General features: G+C 52.5%; 13 protein-coding genes and 1 pseudogene. 8 read left to right on the forward strand and 6 right to left on the reverse strand.

Going from position 1 to position 16,669, the window contains the following annotated elements:
* Positions 1-47: 47 nt before the first annotated feature.
* The 4 genes from A3730_RS08100 (at position 48) to A3730_RS08115 (ending at position 6,279) form a co-directional block, all read left to right on the forward strand.
* Positions 48-980 carry a M23 family metallopeptidase gene (locus A3730_RS08100; protein ID WP_063519867.1) on the forward strand — a complete coding sequence of 311 codons (933 nt, stop codon included), beginning with the start codon at positions 48-50 and terminating at the stop codon, positions 978-980.
* Positions 981-1,152: 172 nt separating this feature from the next.
* Positions 1,153-3,867 carry a preprotein translocase subunit SecA gene (secA, locus tag A3730_RS08105; RefSeq protein ID WP_063537883.1) on the forward strand — a complete coding sequence of 905 codons (2,715 nt, stop codon included), beginning with the start codon at positions 1,153-1,155 and terminating at the stop codon, positions 3,865-3,867.
* Positions 3,868-3,994: 127 nt separating this feature from the next.
* Complete coding sequence (gene argJ / locus A3730_RS08110; protein ID WP_063537885.1) at positions 3,995-5,197, forward strand: bifunctional glutamate N-acetyltransferase/amino-acid acetyltransferase ArgJ; 1,203 nt, start codon at positions 3,995-3,997, stop codon at positions 5,195-5,197.
* Between the two features lie 140 nt (positions 5,198-5,337).
* Positions 5,338-6,279, forward strand: a complete 942-nt coding sequence (locus tag A3730_RS08115) for a Nudix family hydrolase (RefSeq protein ID WP_063520130.1) — start codon at positions 5,338-5,340, stop codon at positions 6,277-6,279.
* A gap of 158 nt (positions 6,280-6,437) precedes the next feature.
* Here A3730_RS08115 and A3730_RS08120 read toward each other — a convergent pair whose 3' ends face one another.
* The 5 genes from A3730_RS08120 to pilB all read right to left on the reverse strand — a co-directional run bounded on the left by A3730_RS08120 (position 6,438) and on the right by pilB (position 11,322).
* Entirely contained in the window at positions 6,438-6,638 is a 201-nt protein-coding gene (locus A3730_RS08120; protein ID WP_063520129.1) for a DNA gyrase inhibitor YacG, read from the reverse strand.
* A gap of 176 nt (positions 6,639-6,814) precedes the next feature.
* Complete coding sequence (gene coaE / locus A3730_RS08125) at positions 6,815-7,417, reverse strand: dephospho-CoA kinase (RefSeq protein WP_369817618.1); 603 nt, start codon at positions 7,415-7,417, stop codon at positions 6,815-6,817.
* A gap of 87 nt (positions 7,418-7,504) precedes the next feature.
* Positions 7,505-8,380 carry an A24 family peptidase gene (locus A3730_RS08130; protein ID WP_197468654.1) on the reverse strand — a complete coding sequence of 292 codons (876 nt, stop codon included), beginning with the start codon at positions 8,378-8,380 and terminating at the stop codon, positions 7,505-7,507.
* A 2-nt stretch (positions 8,381-8,382) separates the two neighbouring features.
* Positions 8,383-9,612: a type II secretion system F family protein gene (locus A3730_RS08135; protein ID WP_063537887.1), complete on the reverse strand. Its 1,230-nt coding sequence runs from the start codon at positions 9,610-9,612 to the stop codon at positions 8,383-8,385.
* A gap of 3 nt (positions 9,613-9,615) precedes the next feature.
* Positions 9,616-11,322, reverse strand: coding sequence for a type IV-A pilus assembly ATPase PilB (pilB, locus tag A3730_RS08140; protein ID WP_063519899.1), 1,707 nt, complete (start codon positions 11,320-11,322; stop codon positions 9,616-9,618).
* Between the two features lie 577 nt (positions 11,323-11,899).
* On the opposite strand from pilB, the gene A3730_RS08145 reads away from it, so the two are divergent.
* From A3730_RS08145 to A3730_RS08160, 4 genes are all read left to right on the forward strand, one after another.
* Positions 11,900-12,364, forward strand: a complete 465-nt coding sequence (locus tag A3730_RS08145; RefSeq protein WP_063519225.1) for a pilin — start codon at positions 11,900-11,902, stop codon at positions 12,362-12,364.
* A gap of 154 nt (positions 12,365-12,518) precedes the next feature.
* Positions 12,519-13,673 (forward strand): serine hydrolase, encoded by a 1,155-nt coding sequence (locus A3730_RS08150; protein ID WP_063519898.1) that lies wholly within the window; start codon positions 12,519-12,521, stop codon positions 13,671-13,673.
* A 26-nt stretch (positions 13,674-13,699) separates the two neighbouring features.
* Positions 13,700-15,070, forward strand: a complete 1,371-nt coding sequence (locus A3730_RS30310) for a sulfatase-like hydrolase/transferase (protein WP_156496964.1) — start codon at positions 13,700-13,702, stop codon at positions 15,068-15,070.
* Positions 15,060-16,325, forward strand: a complete 1,266-nt coding sequence (locus tag A3730_RS08160; RefSeq protein WP_063537889.1) for an O-antigen ligase — start codon at positions 15,060-15,062, stop codon at positions 16,323-16,325. Before A3730_RS30310 ends, A3730_RS08160 begins: the two co-directional genes overlap by 11 nt.
* A gap of 159 nt (positions 16,326-16,484) precedes the next feature.
* On the opposite strand, the pseudogene A3730_RS08165 reads toward A3730_RS08160, so the two are convergent.
* Positions 16,485-16,669, reverse strand: a pseudogene (locus A3730_RS08165) (nicotinate-nucleotide diphosphorylase (carboxylating)); the annotation flags it as partial.

A 16,669-nucleotide genomic window follows, 5' to 3' on the forward strand; every position in this document is an offset into this window, starting at 1 on the left:
TAACATATTGAATTGAATGATTTTTAGCTGGTGCGTTACGAAATCTTATGAACATCATAGTCCTTAACAGCAAGCGCGGCCATTCGCGCACACTGCCCGTTCCTCGCCATTGGCCCTGGTTATTGGCTGCGGCGTTGGTGGTGTTTCCCGCGATTATTGGCGTTAGCGCCTATCTTCTGGCCTATCGAGTGGGCGGTCAGCCTGAATTTACTCCGGTAATGACGGAGCGTTTTGCGGGGCAGCTGGAGCAGCAGCAACAAGCTCTTTCCGAGCTGGATCAGCAAAGCCAGGAGCAGTTTCGTGCCCTGACGCTCAAGCTGGCCCAGGCTCAGGCTCGGCTGGTTCGCCTGGATGCACTGGGTGAGAGACTGGTGGAAGTGGCTGATATCGGCGGTGACGAATTCGATTTCAGTAGTGTGCCCGGTGTCGGTGGACCGGAATCGCCGGATGAGGGGGCCAGTTATGAGTTGCCTTCCTTTATGGGGGCGCTGGATCAAATGACGGCCACCCTGGAACGCCGTGAGCGTCAGCTGGATATCCTGGAAGACCTGCTGGCGGATAAACAGTTGGAAGACCAGACTTATCTGTCTGGCCGCCCGCTGACCAAAGGCTGGATGTCCAGCCGTTTTGGCCGGCGTTCCGATCCCTTTTCCGGCCGGGTGGCCTGGCATAAAGGGGTGGATTTCGCGGGTAAGGAAGGCACGCCCATCGTGGCCACCGGTGCTGGCGTTGTGACCTATTCCGGTGAGCGTTCCGGTTACGGCAAAATGGTGGAGATCAACCACGGTAACGGCCTGTCCACCCGCTACGGGCACGCGATGGAGCTGCTGGTGGAGCCGGGGGACATTGTTCGCACCGGTGATACGGTGGCCAAGGTGGGCAATTCCGGCCGTTCCACTGGGCCGCATGTGCACTACGAAGTGCTGAAAAACGGCGCTCAGGTGAACCCACAGCCCTATATTTACCGCGCTCGCCGCTAAAACTGAAAATCGAAAACGGCCCAATGGGGCCGTTTTTCGTTATCGGGCCTTGATTACGGCGAATACCACCTTATCTCTCAATCCTATTGTGTTTAGAATGGCTCACCTTGCGGGGGAATCACCTTGCCGCCACCGGGCTGTTTGTCCTGACTTTTACTGAACCGGAAGTTTTATGCTGGGTACCATCGTAAAAAAAATCATCGGCACCAAGAATGATCGTGAAATCAAGCGAATGGCAAAGCTGGTCGATGCCATTAATAACCACGCAGAGGCGATGGGGCAGCTTACCGATGGCGATCTGCAGCACAAGACAGTCGCCTTCCGGCAGGCTTTCAAAGACGGCAAGACCCTGGATGAGTTGCTACCCGAAGCGTTTGCGGTAGTCCGCGAAGCGTCTACACGGGTGATGGGGATGCGCCATTTCGACGTGCAGATGATGGGCGGGATATCCCTGCATGAAGGGCGTATTTCCGAGATGCGTACCGGTGAAGGTAAAACCCTGACGGCGACCCTGCCGGCCTACCTGAATGCGCTCTCCGGTGAAGGCGTGCATGTGGTTACGGTAAATGATTACCTGGCCGAGCGTGACGCCAATTGGATGCGTCCCCTGTACGAATTCCTCGGGTTATCCGTGGGCATCATTCTGTCCCAGCAGCCCACCGAGCAGAAGCGCGCCGCGTACGCGTCGGATATTACCTACGGAACCAACAACGAATACGGCTTCGATTACCTGCGCGACAACATGGCCTTCCGCCTGGAAGACCGGGTGCAGCGTGGGTTGAATTACGCCATCGTCGATGAGGTGGATTCCATCCTGATTGATGAGGCGAGAACGCCACTGATTATTTCCGGCCCGGCGGCAGATTCCTCCGAGCTGTACCAGGCGGTGAATCAGTTGATGCCGCAACTGGAGAAAGAGACAGAAGAGAGCGAAGGCGATTACTTCGTTGATGAAAAACAACGGCAGGTAGAGCTGACCGAGGCGGGTCACCAGAAGATTGAAGCGCTACTGGTCAGCAACCAGTTGCTGGAACAGGGCGAAAGCCTGTACGCGGCCCATAACCTGGCGCTGCTGCATCATGTGCATGCGGCGCTGAAAGCCCATGCCCTGTTCCACATCGACCGGGATTACATCGTTCAGAACGACCAGATCGTGATCGTGGATGAACACACCGGCCGTACCATGCCGGGGCGTCGCTGGTCCGAAGGTATTCATCAGGCCATCGAGGCCAAAGAAGGGCTGAATATCCAGCAGGAAAACCAGACCCTGGCGTCCACCACCTTCCAGAACTATTTCCGCCTGTATAACAAGCTGTCCGGCATGACCGGTACCGCGGACACCGAGGCGCTGGAATTCCGCCAGATTTATGGCATGGATGTGGTGGTGGTCCCCACCAACAAACCCATGGTGCGGATTGACGCCAATGATTTGGTGTACCTGAGCCTGCAAGAAAAATTCGACGCTATCGTCAAGGAAGTGACCGAGGCGGTGGCTAAAGGTGCGCCGGTGCTGGTGGGTACTGCCACCATTGAAGCGTCGGAGTATCTGTCCAAGCGTTTGAAGCAGGACAAGATCGCCCACGAGGTACTGAACGCCAAGTTCCATCAGCGCGAAGCCCAGATTATTGCCCAGGCCGGCCGGCCGAGAGCGGTCACCATTGCCACCAATATGGCGGGTCGGGGGACGGATATTGTGCTCGGCGGTAATCCCGAAGAGCAGATCAAGCATATGGATACCCCGTCCGAGGCAGAAGCGGAGAAAATTCGTGCCGAGTGGCAGGCGAACCACGATACCGTCATGGAAGCCGGCGGTTTGCACATTATTGGTACCGAGCGTCATGAGTCCCGCCGTATCGATAATCAGCTGCGAGGCCGTGCGGGGCGTCAGGGGGATCCGGGTTACACCCGCTTCTTCCTGTCCATGGAAGATGACCTGATGCGTATCTTCGCATCAGACAAGATTCGCAACCTGATGCGCTCTCTGGGCCTGGAAAACGGCGAAGCGATCGAACATCGCTGGGTAACTCGCGCCATTGAAAATGCTCAGCGCAAGGTGGAAGGGCGCAACTTTGATATCCGCAAGAATCTGTTGGAATACGATGACGTGGCCAACGACCAGCGTCAGGTCATCTACGGCCAGCGTGATCAGATTCTGGAAGCCGAAGATCTGGTGAATTCTGTGAAAGGGATTCGCCGCGATGTGGTGACCGAAGTGGTTCACGATTATATGGCGCCGGGCTCTGTGGAAGATCAGTGGGATATCCCGGGCCTGGAGAAAACCCTGGATGCGGAATTCCAGTGCCATGCACCGATTGGCCAGTGGCTCAACGAAGACAATCAGCTGCATATCGAGGGCCTGATCGAAAAGCTGGTCGAGCGCATGGACGAGGATTACCAGCGTAAGGAAGGCGAGATCGGTACCGAGGATTTGCGCAAGATCGAGAAGCACCTGATGTTGCAAATTCTGGATCGCCACTGGAAAGAGCACCTGGCGAGCATGGATCACTTGCGCCAGGGCATCCACCTGCGCGGCTACGCCCAGAAAAACCCCAAGCAGGAATACAAGAAAGAAGCTTTCGAGTTGTTCCAGGGCCTGCTTAACCAGATCCAGCATGAATTGATTCGTGTGCTGCACAGCTTCCAGGTGCGTCGCGATGACGAAGTGGAGCGTCTGGAGCAGCAGCGCGAGGAAGAGGCGCGTCTGCAGGCGGAAAAAATGAAAATGCAGGCGGTGGCCGAACCGGGCACCGATGGCGATGCCCAGCCCCGTCAACAGGGCGAGCAGCCCAAGACGGTGGTCCGGGAGGGCCGTAAAGTCGGGCGTAATGAGCCGTGCCCTTGTGGTTCCGGCAAGAAGTACAAGCAGTGTCACGGCAAGATTGAATAAAGCAGCTGCTAGCGACGAGCTTCCAGCTACGAGAAAAACAAAGGCACCGGTGAAAGTCGGTGCTTTTCTTTATGATGACTAGTTGCTCGCAGCTAGAAGCTAGTCGCTGAATGTTAAGGAAAACGTGATGACACAGTCTGAGTGGTTGCCAGTCCCCGGCGTGCGGCTTGCCGCCGTGGAAGCCGGCATCAAAAAAGCCAATCGCAAGGATTTGGTGGTGCTGGAGCTGGCCCAGGGGAGTCGTGTCAGTGGTGTGTTTACCCTTAATCGGTTCTGTGCTGCGCCAGTACAGGTAGCCAAGTCCCGTCTGGCTGCCACTACGCCACGCTACCTGATGATCAACACCGGCTACGCCAATGCCGGTACCGGCAAAAAAGGCCTGGAAAACTGCCTGGCCAGCTGTGAATTGCTGGCGAAAGCCGCAGGTTGCGATGCCGATGAAATCCTGCCGTATTCAACCGGCGTTATCGGGGAACAGTTTCCGCTGGATGCCTTTGCCTCCGGCTTGCCCAAAGCGCTGGATACACTGGATGTCCATCATTGGGGGCGGGCGTCGGAAGGCATAATGACCACCGATACCTACCCCAAGCTCACCAGTCGGCGGGTGGAGATGGATGGCGTGCCAGTGACGATCACAGGGATGTCCAAGGGCTCCGGCATGATCAAGCCAAACATGGCCACCATGCTGGGTTTTATCGCCACCGACGCACCGATTGCCAAGCCACTGTTGGATGAGTGGGTGAAAGCCCTGGCGGACAAATCCTTCAACCGGGTGACGGTGGACGGGGATACCTCTACCAATGATGCCTGCATGCTGATCAGCACCGGCCAGGCTGCCATGGATGAAATTACCGCGCTGGATGATCACAGTCAGTTGCTGTACCAGGCGCTGGAAGAGGTCTTCACTGAACTGGCTCAGGCACTGGTTCGTGACGGTGAAGGCGCGACCAAGTTTGTGGAAATTACCGTAACCGGAGCCGCCAGCGAAAGCGACGCACGAGCGGTGGCTGAAACCATTGCCCATTCCCCTCTGGTGAAAACGGCGCTGTTTGCCTCGGACCCTAATTGGGGCCGTATTTTGGCTGCCATTGGCCGGGCGCCGATTGCGGCGCTGGATGTGGACAAAGTCAGTGTTTGGCTGGGTGATTTGCCGCTGGTAGAACAGGGCGGCGTGGCGGATAGCTACGAGGAAGCACAAGGTGCCGCCGTGATGGCGAAGCCGGAAATCACCATTCGGGCGGATCTGGCGTCTGGTGATGCACAGTGCACCGTGTGGACCTGCGACTTTAGCTATGACTACGTGAAGATCAATGCGGAGTATCGAACCTAGAGGCTGTGGCTTCATCGCCCCGTAGGAGCTTGCTTGCAAGCGAAAGGCTTTTACTTGGGCCCTGCTGCAGTTCATTGCTTCGCGTGCAAGCACGCTCCCACATTAACCCGGCTGCTGCCAGAGCGAATGGCCCCAAATAAATGACCACCGAACCTACTCCCGCCATTACCGTCGTCGCCGCCATCATCCGTGGCGAAGATGGCCGAATTTGTCTTAGCAAGCGCCCTGACAATAAGCATCAGGGTGGGCGCTGGGAATTTCCCGGTGGCAAGGTGGAGCAAGGCGAAGCGTTGGACGAAGCGTTGGCTCGCGAGCTGGAAGAAGAGCTTGGCATGACAGGGGCGACGTCCAGCCCTTTTATGACGATTGCCCACCAGTACGATGATCTCCATGTGACCCTGCATTTTCGTGATGTTTGCGCCTGGCGGGGCGAGCCACAAGGGCGAGAAGGGCAGCGGGTGCAGTGGTTTCTTCCGGATGAACTGTCGGATTTGCGCTTCCCGGCGGCCAATCAGCCGGTGGTGAATGCCATGCAGCTGCCTGAGCAGTTAGTGGTCGCGCCGGAAGATATCACTCTGCACGAGTTGTTGGCCGGGATTGATCAATTGAATGGGGAGCAGCAGGGGCTGTATTTGCGGCAGTGGAGTGACCATGCCGAGGTGGCCGCGATCGTGGCGCAATGTCAGCAACGCGGCGTAAAAGTCTGGTTGCGTGCTGTGGATGCGCAGAGTGCGGCGACAGCAAAGGCGTTGGGTGTATTCGCCCTGCATTTTCCAGGCAGAACACTGGCCCGGCTGGATGAGCGACCCGCATTTGATGGGATCATCAGTGCTGCGGTGCATGATCAGGTGGCCCGGGATAAGGCAAGCAATCTGGGCCTGGATATGGCGCTGGTTTCACCTGTCCTGCCCACGCCGACACATCCGGGTAAGCCTGCATTGGGTTGGCCGCAAGCGGCGTTGCTAATGAAGGGGGCGCCGCTTGCCTGTTATGCGCTGGGCGGTGTGACACCGGGCGATCTGGTCAGTGCCCGTGACCACGGCGCTGTGGGCGTGGCGGGTATCCGCGCCTTCTGGCCGTGATTAGTGTTCTGCAGACGTGTTAGGTCGCTTTTGACAGCACTCCATCTTGTGGGAAGCGATGCTTGCATCGCGAAGAAGCCGGATACACTGCGCCGCTATTCGTGATGCGAGCATCACTTCCCACAGAAAATAAGAGGTGTTGGGCGTTTTTGAGGGGGCTAAAACTCGTCAAAATCCCCAGGGGCATCATCATCACCTGGAATAGCGTGGCGTTCTGTCGCCCAGTCCCCGAGATCAATTAACTTGCAGCGTTCACTACAAAACGGCCGCCAGGGATTGTTGTCCCAGCGAGTGAGGCTTTTGCACTGCGGGCAGGGGTAGGTTTGGGTGGCTTTTTTCGCCGGGGCTTTGTCAGTCATGGTATTACGCGCGTTATTCCTCTGTGCAGGTTTTCCCTCTTTGAGAAGGGGGAGAATATTGTAGGGCAGGAAGTGCGGCAAGCTACCTCCTACCTCCTACCTCCTACCTCCTACCTCCTACCTCCGACAATACCGATTGGCTGCTGGAGAGAGCGAGGCTGGCGCCATTTTCCGAGCTACGGAGATGCCTCGGCCAATTCCAGATAGTGCCGATGAAGCATTCTCAGTTGCTCGTGGAGCGCCTCCAGAGAACCGTGATTCTCCACTACATCATCCGCTTGATCCAGTCGCTTGCTACGTGCCAGCTGTGCTTTCATGATCGCCGCGACCTGAGCTTCCGGCACCTGATCCCGTGCCATGGTGCGCTCTACCTGCAATTCTGCAGAGGCATCAATGACCAGAATGCGATCTACCAAGGCTTTTTGCGATGTTTCCAGCAGCAGAGGGGAAACCAGAACGGTATAGGGCGATTGGCTTGCCCCGATCTGCCGGTGAAGTTCGTCACCTATGGCGGGGTGGGTAATACCTTCGAGGGTTTTTAGTGCGTCCGGGTCAGCAAACACGATCTCGCGGAGTGCCCGCCGATCCAGCGCGCCGTCGTCGGCGATGACATGCTGGCCAAAATGCTCGGCGATGGCGAGTAAGGCGGGCTGCCCGGGCTCAACCACCACCCGTGATGCAAGATCCGCATCCACAATGGTGATGCCCTGTTGTGCAAGATAATCCGTGGCAGCGGTCTTGCCGCTACCAATGCCACCGGTAAGACCAACAACAAACATGATGAATTCCGCTTGCATGCATCACGCAACACGCGCATCACGCGGTGCCTGTTGGCGTGCCTGCGTGTAGCGTGGGGCGTGTTTGCGTTAGAGTTTGAACATTCCCAGATACGAGCTGACGATACTATCGCCCCAGAGCAGGGCAATCCACCCGGCGGTGGCCAGATAAGGTCCGAAAGGGATTTGCGTGCGCTTCTCGCCGCTGAACATCATCATGGCGATCGCGAAGACCAGCCCGACCACCGATGACAGCAGAATAATCACCGGCAGGTATTGCCAGCCGACCCAGGCGCCCAGCGCGGCCAGCAGCTTAAAATCGCCGTAGCCCATGCCTTCTTTACCGGTGATCAGCTTGAACAGCCAGTACACACTCCAAAGCGAAAGATACCCGGCCATGGCACCGACCACCGCATCGCTCAATGAAACCGGCGATACGCCCATAACGGCCGCCAACAAGCCTGCCCAAAGCAACCAGTAGTTCAGACTGTCCGGCAGCAGGGTGGTGTCTGCGTCGATCATGGCGGCGGCCAGCAGCACCCAGGTGGCAAAAAGCGTAAACACCAGCCAGGGACCATACCCGAAGTGCCAGGCACACAGTCCGGCGAGCACACCACTGACAAGTTCGATAATGGGGTAGCGTTTGCTGATCGGGGTTTTGCAACCCTTGCACTTGCCGCGCAGGGCCAGCCAGCTAAACACGGGAATATTTTCATACCAGCTGATCGCATGGCTGCATTTCGGGCAGCGCGAGCGCGGTGTCACCAGGTTGAAAATGCCGCCACTGTCTTCCGCTGGCAGCTCCAGGATCTCGCGGGCTTCCTGCTTCCAGCTCCGCTCCATCATCAACGGCAAACGATGAATGACCACATTCAAAAAACTGCCTACCAGCAGCCCCATAACAACACAAAGCCCGACCAGAAGGGTCGGGCTGGACGAAAGAAGCGCCAGAGAATCTGAAATCATTATTAACCTACAACGTTACCCAACTGGAAGATCGGCAAGTACATGGCAATAATCAGGCCGCCAATCAGTACGCCCAGCACCGCCATGATCAGCGGCTCCATCATGCTGGTCAGGCCATCGACCGCATTGTCTACTTCCTCTTCGTAGTAAACGGCAACTTTATCTAACATCGCATCCAAAGAGCCAGATTCCTCACCAATGGCTGTCATTTGCAAGGCCATGGCTGGGAATACGCCCGTGGAGCGCATTGCAAACTGCAATTGCTGACCGGTAGAGACGTCGTCTTTCACTTGAAGGACAGCGCGACGATAGACTACGTTGCCGGTAGCCCCGGCACAGGCATCCAAAGCTTCAATCAGGGGAACACCGGCAGCAAAGGTGGTGGACAGGGTGCGAGCATAACGAGCAATCGTGGACTTGAATGCCAAGTCTCCGACAATGGGAAGTTTCAGAACCAGGCGGTCGAGAGCGTTCCTGAATGCTTCGGACTTTTTCTTGAGCGTTGAGAAGCCCACGGCAAAGCCGATGATGCCTACCAGGATCAGGAGAAAATTATTACTCAAGCTTTTCGATAGCCCGATAACAAACAGGGTAAAAGCAGGTAGCTCTGCACCGAAGCCGTCGAACAAGTCCTGAAATACCGGAACCACCTTGAGCAGCAAAATTGCCGTCACAATGACCGCAGCGATTACTACAGTGGCCGGGTACTTCATGGCCTTCTTGATTTTTTGTTTCAGTGCTTCACTTTTTTCTTTATATAGAGCGACCCGGTCGAGCATGGTTTCCAGTGCACCTGACTGCTCGCCTGCGTCAATCAGGCTGCAGTAAAGATCGTCAAAATAGTCAGGATGCTTGGACAGTGCCCCGGCAAAGTTATTACCACCTTCTACTTCAATTTTCAGTTTGAGCACCAAGTCTTTCATCGACGGATTGTCCAGGCCATCGGCGACAATCTCAAACGCCTGAACCAGCGGAACACCGGCCTTCATCATGGTGGCCATTTGCCGAGTAAAAATGGCGATATCCATGGGCTTGATTTTCTTTTTCCCGCCCAGCTGGATTTCCCGCTTCTTTACTACCTTTTTGGCATTGATGCCTTGTTTGCGCAGTTCGGCGCGCACCAAGGCGGGCCCTTTGCCGCTGGTTTCCCCTTTTACGCGGGTTCCCTTGCGATCTATGCCTTCATAAACGAAGGTTGCGGTTTTTTGTTGTGCTGCTGCTTTTGTCGCCATAATTTAGTGTCCGCTAGTCACACGGTTGACTTCTTCAAGGCTGGTAACGCCCTGTATTGCCTTCATCAAGCCGGAACGGTGAAGGTCGTTGAAGCCTTCTTTTCGGCACTGGTCGGCAATTTCAATGGAGTTCCCTTCTTCCATAATGATGCGGGCAATGCCATCGGTGATTTTGACCACCTCATAGACCCCCACGCGCCCCTTGTACCCGTTTTTGCATTTTTCACAGCCTTGCGGCCCGTAAACAGTAAACCCGGTTGTGATGTCGTCTTCCGTGAAACCTATCTCAAGCAGAGATTGTTTCGGTATTTCCACAGCTGTTTTGCAGTGCTCACAAAGTCGCCGTGCGAGCCGCTGGGCAATAATCAGAATGACCGATGTGGCAATATTGAACGAGGGTACCCCCATATTGCGTAGGCGTGTCAGGGTTTCCGGTGCACTGTTGGTATGCAGGGTGGAAAGCACCAAGTGCCCGGTTTGCGCCGCTTTGACGGCAATATTCGCTGTTTCCAGATCCCGGATCTCACCTACCAGAATTACATCTGGATCCTGGCGCAGGAAAGCGCGAAGGGCAGAGGAGAACTCCATCCCCTGTTTGGGGTTGACGTTCACCTGGTTAACGCCTTCCAGGTTGATTTCTACCGGGTCTTCCGCCGTAGAAATATTGCGCTCTGGGGTGTTCAGGATATTCACCCCGGTATAGAGCGAGACGGTCTTCCCGGAACCGGTAGGCCCCGTGACAAGTATCATGCCTTGGGGTTTGTGCAGGGCGTCCAGATACATCTGTTTCTGGTTGTCTTCATAGCCCAGCGCTTCAATCCCCATTTTTGCGGATTCCGGGTCAAGAATCCGCAGTACAATCTTCTCCCCGAACAGGGTGGGGCAAGTGTTTACCCGGAAATCAATGGAGCGGGTTTTGGATATCTTCAGCTTCATGCGGCCGTCCTGCGGCACTCGGCGTTCGGAGATATCCATTCGCGACATGACCTTCAGACGAGCAGAAAGCTTGCTGGCAATGTTGATGGGGGGGGTGGAGACCGTTTGCAGGATGCCGTCTTGACGAAAGCGTACCCGATAGGATTTCTCATAAGGTTCAAAGTGCAAATCGGAGGCGCCACCTTTAATGGCATCCAGCAACAGCTTGTTGACGAAGCGTACAATGGGAGCGTCATCAGCTCCGGACTTGGTTTCATCGGTGGATTCTTCAGCTGCGCTGACGTTGAGGTCGTCGAGACCATCATCCAGGTCCTCGAACGCGTTGCCTTCCGCTTCCGACTCCAGCCCTTCAATCCATTGGGTCAGCTTGTCTTCCTCAACGATAATAGTTTCTACGTTGAGCCCAGTGTTGAAGCGGATTTCTTCCAGTGCGGGCAGGTTGGTGGGGTCAGAAACGGCCACATAAAGGCGGCTGCCCCGCCGGAAGAGTGGCAGAACATGGTGCTTGTTGATCAGCTTGGGGTCGACCAGGTCCTTGGCCAGGCTGTCCTTCTGGAACGTGGCAAGGTCCAGAATCGGGTCACCGAATTCTTCGGCCACCGCGTTGGCGACCACCCTGGCGGACAATTTCCCCGAGACCACCAGCTGACGGACCAGGCTTACCCTTTCCTGACGAGCTTGTTGCTGTATCTGCTGGACGTCTTCCGCCGTAAGCAGTTCCTGCTGAATGAGTCGGTGGGGTAAGCCGCTGAATGAGGCAATTTGGCTAGTCATGGCAACCTGCTTGTTTATGCTTAGTATGGTCGGTTTGCCCAACACTTTCTTCGTAACATACCGGTTGTGGGCGACACAGGGAAGACCACATGTCGCAAAATCAGTATCTTGCCGGCACTTTCTCAGAAACTCCCGAACCTAAAGCCGTCAGTTGAAAGTTGTTCATTGCGCACAGCCTTGAGATGTTGGTTCCGCGCGGCTGAAAGCTTGGCTTCGCCACAGTCCGCTCTCCAGATAAGAGGGATTAACTTTTTGTGGGGGGGCAAGGTGTTGCTGCTTCATTCTGTGTGCGGGATAGGCAAGATAGGGAGATAATGGACAGTCGGCGACAAATGGCGTCAATCTCCGGTTGAAGAGTGACGCGGAGTGTCACCTCCTGACGCTTTGGGTAACCGGTCGCAGGGCCGTTCTGTGTTGGGTCATAGAGGCAGGCTCCGCCATATATCCATGAAATGACCCGTTTCCTAATGATTTTTCATCATGAAGAAAAGTTGGCCCGCTCTGTGCATTATCCCTTGGCAGATGCTCGCCAAGGGTGGGCTCATAACAAGATTTGCCAATGATTGGAGAAAACAACATGAAGAAGCAAATGCAACAGGGTTTCACCCTTATCGAACTGATGATCGTGGTTGCCATCATCGGTATCCTGGCCGCTGTAGCGATCCCGCAGTACCAGAACTATGTCGCTAAATCACAGGTTACCCGCGTAATGCAGGAAACCGGTGCGATGAAAACTGTGGTTGAAACGTGTCTCCTTGAGGGCCGAGTCACCCCTGTGAATAGTGGTGCTCCTGCTCCTGGTGAATGTGATCTGGGTTGGACCGGTAGCAACCTGATCGGTGCTTCCTATACAGAAGGTGAGCTGACGGTGTCTATCGATGCTAATGGCACGGCCTCTATTGCTGCTGGTTTTGGTGACAGCGCAGCTACTACTTTGGCTGATAGTTCACTGACTTGGTCGCGTACTGCTGCTGGCGCTTGGTCTTGTGCTACTACTGCTGATGCAAAATACCAGCCGACTGGTTGTGGCGCAGGCAGCTAATATAAGACAACTACTGTCTTAGACTAAAGGCGAGCCTCAGAAGGGGTTCGCCTTTTTTGTTATTTAGAAAAGACGGTGTTTGGTTATTCTGAAGTGTGGAGTTAGCTGCGTAATGCTCTTTGGATATTAGTAGTTGTTGTGTGAATTTAAATGTATGAATAGCATAAAAAAAATTATCATCTGCTCCTTGCTCGGTTTTTTCGTCTTGGCTGTCCCGTTTCATTTCTGGTTAACCGATCGCCATGCCGTTATGCGCCAAGTGTTCAATTTCCAAGTCCCATTCGCCAAACTCAGTCAGCAGTGTTCAGAATATTCTCCGCCTTGGTTGGGAGAAATTAGTGCGGTTGGCGTGGATGAATTGAAAGCTCTAGCAACCCAGGTCGCCTTTATCGATAAAAAAGGGGGCCTCAGCCATTGTGAGACAGGCTGGCGTTCAGCGATGTTTTTTTCTCCAAGGGTGGATAAAAATACGCGCTTTCGTTATGGCAGTTTGACCAAGCCTGTGACTGCATCCGCTATCCTTGCGCTGATAAATGAAGGAAAAGTTGATTACCAGGATCGATTAATGGATGAGTTAGGAGGCCGTGCAGGGCTGCCAGGTCACTCAGATTTGCAGGGCGTGACGATAGCACAGCTTTTGCGGCATCGATCGGGTGTTCAGGGCGAGATTTTCTTGACGCGAGAAAAGCCCGATTGCCCTAACGATTTGGCTTCATTTATGGCTACAGGAGCAGTAAGACGAGCAGGGGAATTTGAATACTCAAATATGGGGTATTGCTTGCTTGGAGAAGTGGTCGCGAATAAAAAAGGTCTGCCATATAAGCAGGCAATAGAGCAGCTTTACGGTTTGAGCGACAGAGGGATGCGGTTTGTAGGCTATGAGACGGAAAATGATGAAGTGGAAAGGGACTTCCGGTTTAATGATTTCTATGGCGTCAATAACAAAGGACGTTTTGATTACGAAGCGGTCGCTGCTACTGCAGGGCTGAGTGGAAGCGCTTCGGCATATGCTCGTTTGATAAAAGATATAATCCATCAAACGGACCAAGACATTCTTTCCGGGTTTGATGCAGGGTGCGATGATAGGAGCTTAAAATCCTGTTATGGATATGCATTTTATTTATATTCTCCCGCGGGGCGACAGCGTTTTTTTGTTAAAGAGGGGTATATGCCTGGCTCTGCGGGATTGGTTGTTGTCAATGATAAAAATGAAGTCTTTGTATGGCTTGGAAATTCAGATACTGAAAATGCAGCCTCTGGTGGGCCGATGGAAAAAATTCTTATGGAGCTGGGTGTGTCAAGTTTCTGAAATGGAAGACTGAGGTGGTTGTGTTAATGAAGAAGTCGCTCCATAAAAATTTTTTTATTGCTCTATTGTTCGTTTTTATACCGAATGCTGTTTTTCTTGTCTTGGCATGGTGGCTGGATGTGAATAGGCCAACCATAAATTTTGATTATGCGATGCTGGCGTTGATAGTGGCTGTTTGTCCACGATGGCTGGCTCTCCCGATTTTTGTGACCTTTCTTTTTTTTGACGTGCTAGGAGTGGTTAGGCAAGTCATTCCTATCGTTAATGTTATGGACTCTTTCTACCTGCTAAGTTTTATTGGCGTTGCTCCTTTTTTTTATCAGCTTGCATTTTTGTTTTCCATGCTGATGTTTTTTATTTTGGCTGGCCTTCTGTGGAGGTTTTACAGAAGCTCATCTAAAGAGGCGCTGGTTATTGTTGTGAATGTGCTTCTTGGTTTTTATGCTTTAAAAATATTTTTACTGGGGGCGTCTGGGGATACCTATATAAAAACTAATGACGCTTTTATTGAAAGTCAGATTGTGTCGGCTTATGAGGCTTCCTCAGGAAGTTTCGTTGATGGTTTCTCAATAGATAGCGGCGATGTTATTGAAAGAGGCTTGGTCCCAAGTGCTACAGAGTCTTGGTTTGATGACCCTCAGTCTGTTGGTGATAAGGTGCTATTGGTTGTTAGTGAATCTTGGGGGGTGACAGATGAAAGAGTGCAGAATGCTGTTCTGTCTCCATTGCTCAATAGTTCTGTTGTTTCTGACCTTTCGCTAGAGGAATTAAATGTCTCAGGTGTTACTGTTCAGGGGGAGGTGCGTGAACTTTGTAGGCTTCGTGCTCGCCACTTCAACTTGAAAGATGTGACAGACGAATTTAATGGTTGTTTACCTGCTATGTATGAGCGGCTTGGTTATCACACCATGGCTATACATGGTGCAGCTGGTGCGATGTATGGACGTCGAAAATGGTATCCGAAATTAGGTTTTGATAAAACAGTTTTCTTTGAAAGTAAGCAGTGGAAAAAGAGATGTTACTCATTCCCAGGTGCTTGTGATGAAGAGTTAATGAAGGAGGTTGGTGCTTTTTTTCAGGGTGAGAGTCCTGCTTTTGTGTATTGGCTGACACTTAATAGCCATATTCCGTATGATCGCAGGGATCTGTCGGTGGACCTATTGGATTGTGGCAGCGTGGGAGTGCTTCCATCATCCAAGGCTTGTTCTAATTTAAAATTACATTATCAGTTTTTTTATTATCTTGAGAAGCTTTTACATGAAAGGCATATGAGTGGCTTGAGGGTTATTGTTGTTGGTGACCATGATCCACCAATGCTTAGCGATAAGGATAGAAAATATTTTAAAAAATTTAGAGTTCCTTGGATTGAGTTTTCAAGGAGGGGTAGTGGTGATTGATAATATGGTTGAGGATGACCGCAAGTTGGTTTTTGGTTTTTTGGTTTTCTTGGTTTATTTTTCTATTTCTGGTTTTAATGTTTTTATTAGCCCTATAAATAATAAAAATATTTTTATGTCGCAAGCAGTGTTATCTGTCATGGCTCTGGTTGTATCTCCTAGAGAGAGGTGGTGTCTTGTTGCTTGGGGTTTTTCTTCTGTTGTCGTTCTTGGTGTTTTTTTATCAAATTCCATAGCTTTTTTAGATGGTGTTGTTCCTTCCAGCTGGGAGAGAGTCAGGGATTTTTGCGGGCAGATTTTTATGTTCTCTATTCTTTCTTCTCTTTTTAGTGAGGATATACGTCTTGTGCGATTTTTGATTTCCGGACTGTATGCCGGTCTTTTTTTTACCACGATGTTGTTTTTTTTGTTGTGGTTTTCTTTAGATGACCCGGCCCAGTATGACTGGATATGGGGTGTTATCAATTTCGTTAATATTAGGCATCTTGGTATGTTTGTTAGCGCGATGCTATTTATTTCCTTGTGGGGGTGCTTTTATTCCTGTGGTGCTTTTAGGGTTGCATCAATGCTTGGTTACTCCATTTCTTTTTTCTTTGTAGTGTGGTCAGGTGGGCGGGCTGCAATTTTGTCTACGATTTTGGCTCTTTTATTTGTTGCTATTCTGACGATGTGGAGGCAGTGGAAAATTTGGCTGTGTGTTGTTCTGGCTTCCATTCTTAGCGTATGGATTTCCACTGTTTTTTTTGTTGATAACTCATCTATGGGTATTGGGAGATTTTTTCTCTATGAGCGAGGAGGCGGAGGGCTGGAGAAGGTGAGCTCTGGACGGTGGAGTGTGTGGCTACACGCTGTATCTTTGATTGCAGACAGGCCAATATGGGGGTGGGGTGGAGACATATATAGCGTTGTGAAAATTCGACCAGAGTTGTCACAAGTCCATAATGGTTTTTTGCAAGTGCCATTGGAGTGGGGGCTTCTTGTCGGCTCGATATTTTGGTGCGGGGTTATTCTCCTGATGGGAAGGGGCGTTTATTTCCTCTTTATGAAGAGGCGATACAGTGAAAAAAACTTGGTGCTCGGTGTCGGTTTAGGAGGGGTTATGCTTGTGCACTGTATGTTTGATGGGGTGGTATATCATGGCACTCCCTTTGCTATTTTTATGTTCTCTCTTGCGCTTGTTTTTTCAGTGACAACAAAGCCCACAGTAGAGACTTTGGCTCACAACGGACCTATCATAAAAGGAAAGTTAAAGTGACGTAGTCACGCCGCGGGCAGGGATAAAATTTGCCGCGTGTCACTGTTTAGAAGAAGTGCCGCGTTAGGTATCGGATTTCAGGCGCTCAGCGACCACAGGCACGGCGGTAAAGTCGAAGGGAAACCATAATTAAGAAAATTTCGGGAATCTGAGCTGGTTTTAACTTTGCAACCGCAGCGACAAATCCGTCGCCTGAACATGCTTGGTTAATGCTCCGGACGATAAATACCAGTGCCGGCTGCTCGGTAGGTTGGTGGCATTGTCCACTGTCAGATTCCCAGACACCTCCAGCGCAGATTCAATGGCGATTTTAGCTGCTTCCTTCAGCATCTCCACACTGAAGT

The sequence above is a fragment of the Alcanivorax sp. HI0044 genome (genome assembly GCF_001634945.1).

What these genes read in the sequence shown, in the direction of transcription:
- A3730_RS08100 (WP_063519867.1), top strand. Translation starts at nt 48, where the DNA reads ATGAACATCATAGTCCTTAACAGCAAGCGCGGCCATTCGCGCACACTG.
- secA (WP_063537883.1), top strand. Translation starts at nt 1,153, where the DNA reads ATGCTGGGTACCATCGTAAAAAAAATCATCGGCACCAAGAATGATCGT.
- argJ (WP_063537885.1), top strand. Translation starts at nt 3,995, where the DNA reads ATGACACAGTCTGAGTGGTTGCCAGTCCCCGGCGTGCGGCTTGCCGCC.
- A3730_RS08115 (WP_063520130.1), top strand. Translation starts at nt 5,338, where the DNA reads ATGACCACCGAACCTACTCCCGCCATTACCGTCGTCGCCGCCATCATC.
- A3730_RS08120 (WP_063520129.1), bottom strand. Translation starts at nt 6,638, where the DNA reads ATGACTGACAAAGCCCCGGCGAAAAAAGCCACCCAAACCTACCCCTGC.
- coaE (WP_369817618.1), bottom strand. Translation starts at nt 7,417, where the DNA reads ATGTTTGTTGTTGGTCTTACCGGTGGCATTGGTAGCGGCAAGACCGCT.
- A3730_RS08130 (WP_197468654.1), bottom strand. Translation starts at nt 8,380, where the DNA reads ATGATTTCAGATTCTCTGGCGCTTCTTTCGTCCAGCCCGACCCTTCTG.
- A3730_RS08135 (WP_063537887.1), bottom strand. Translation starts at nt 9,612, where the DNA reads ATGGCGACAAAAGCAGCAGCACAACAAAAAACCGCAACCTTCGTTTAT.
- pilB (WP_063519899.1), bottom strand. Translation starts at nt 11,322, where the DNA reads ATGACTAGCCAAATTGCCTCATTCAGCGGCTTACCCCACCGACTCATT.
- A3730_RS08145 (WP_063519225.1), top strand. Translation starts at nt 11,900, where the DNA reads ATGAAGAAGCAAATGCAACAGGGTTTCACCCTTATCGAACTGATGATC.
- A3730_RS08150 (WP_063519898.1), top strand. Translation starts at nt 12,519, where the DNA reads ATGAATAGCATAAAAAAAATTATCATCTGCTCCTTGCTCGGTTTTTTC.
- A3730_RS30310 (WP_156496964.1), top strand. Translation starts at nt 13,700, where the DNA reads ATGAAGAAGTCGCTCCATAAAAATTTTTTTATTGCTCTATTGTTCGTT.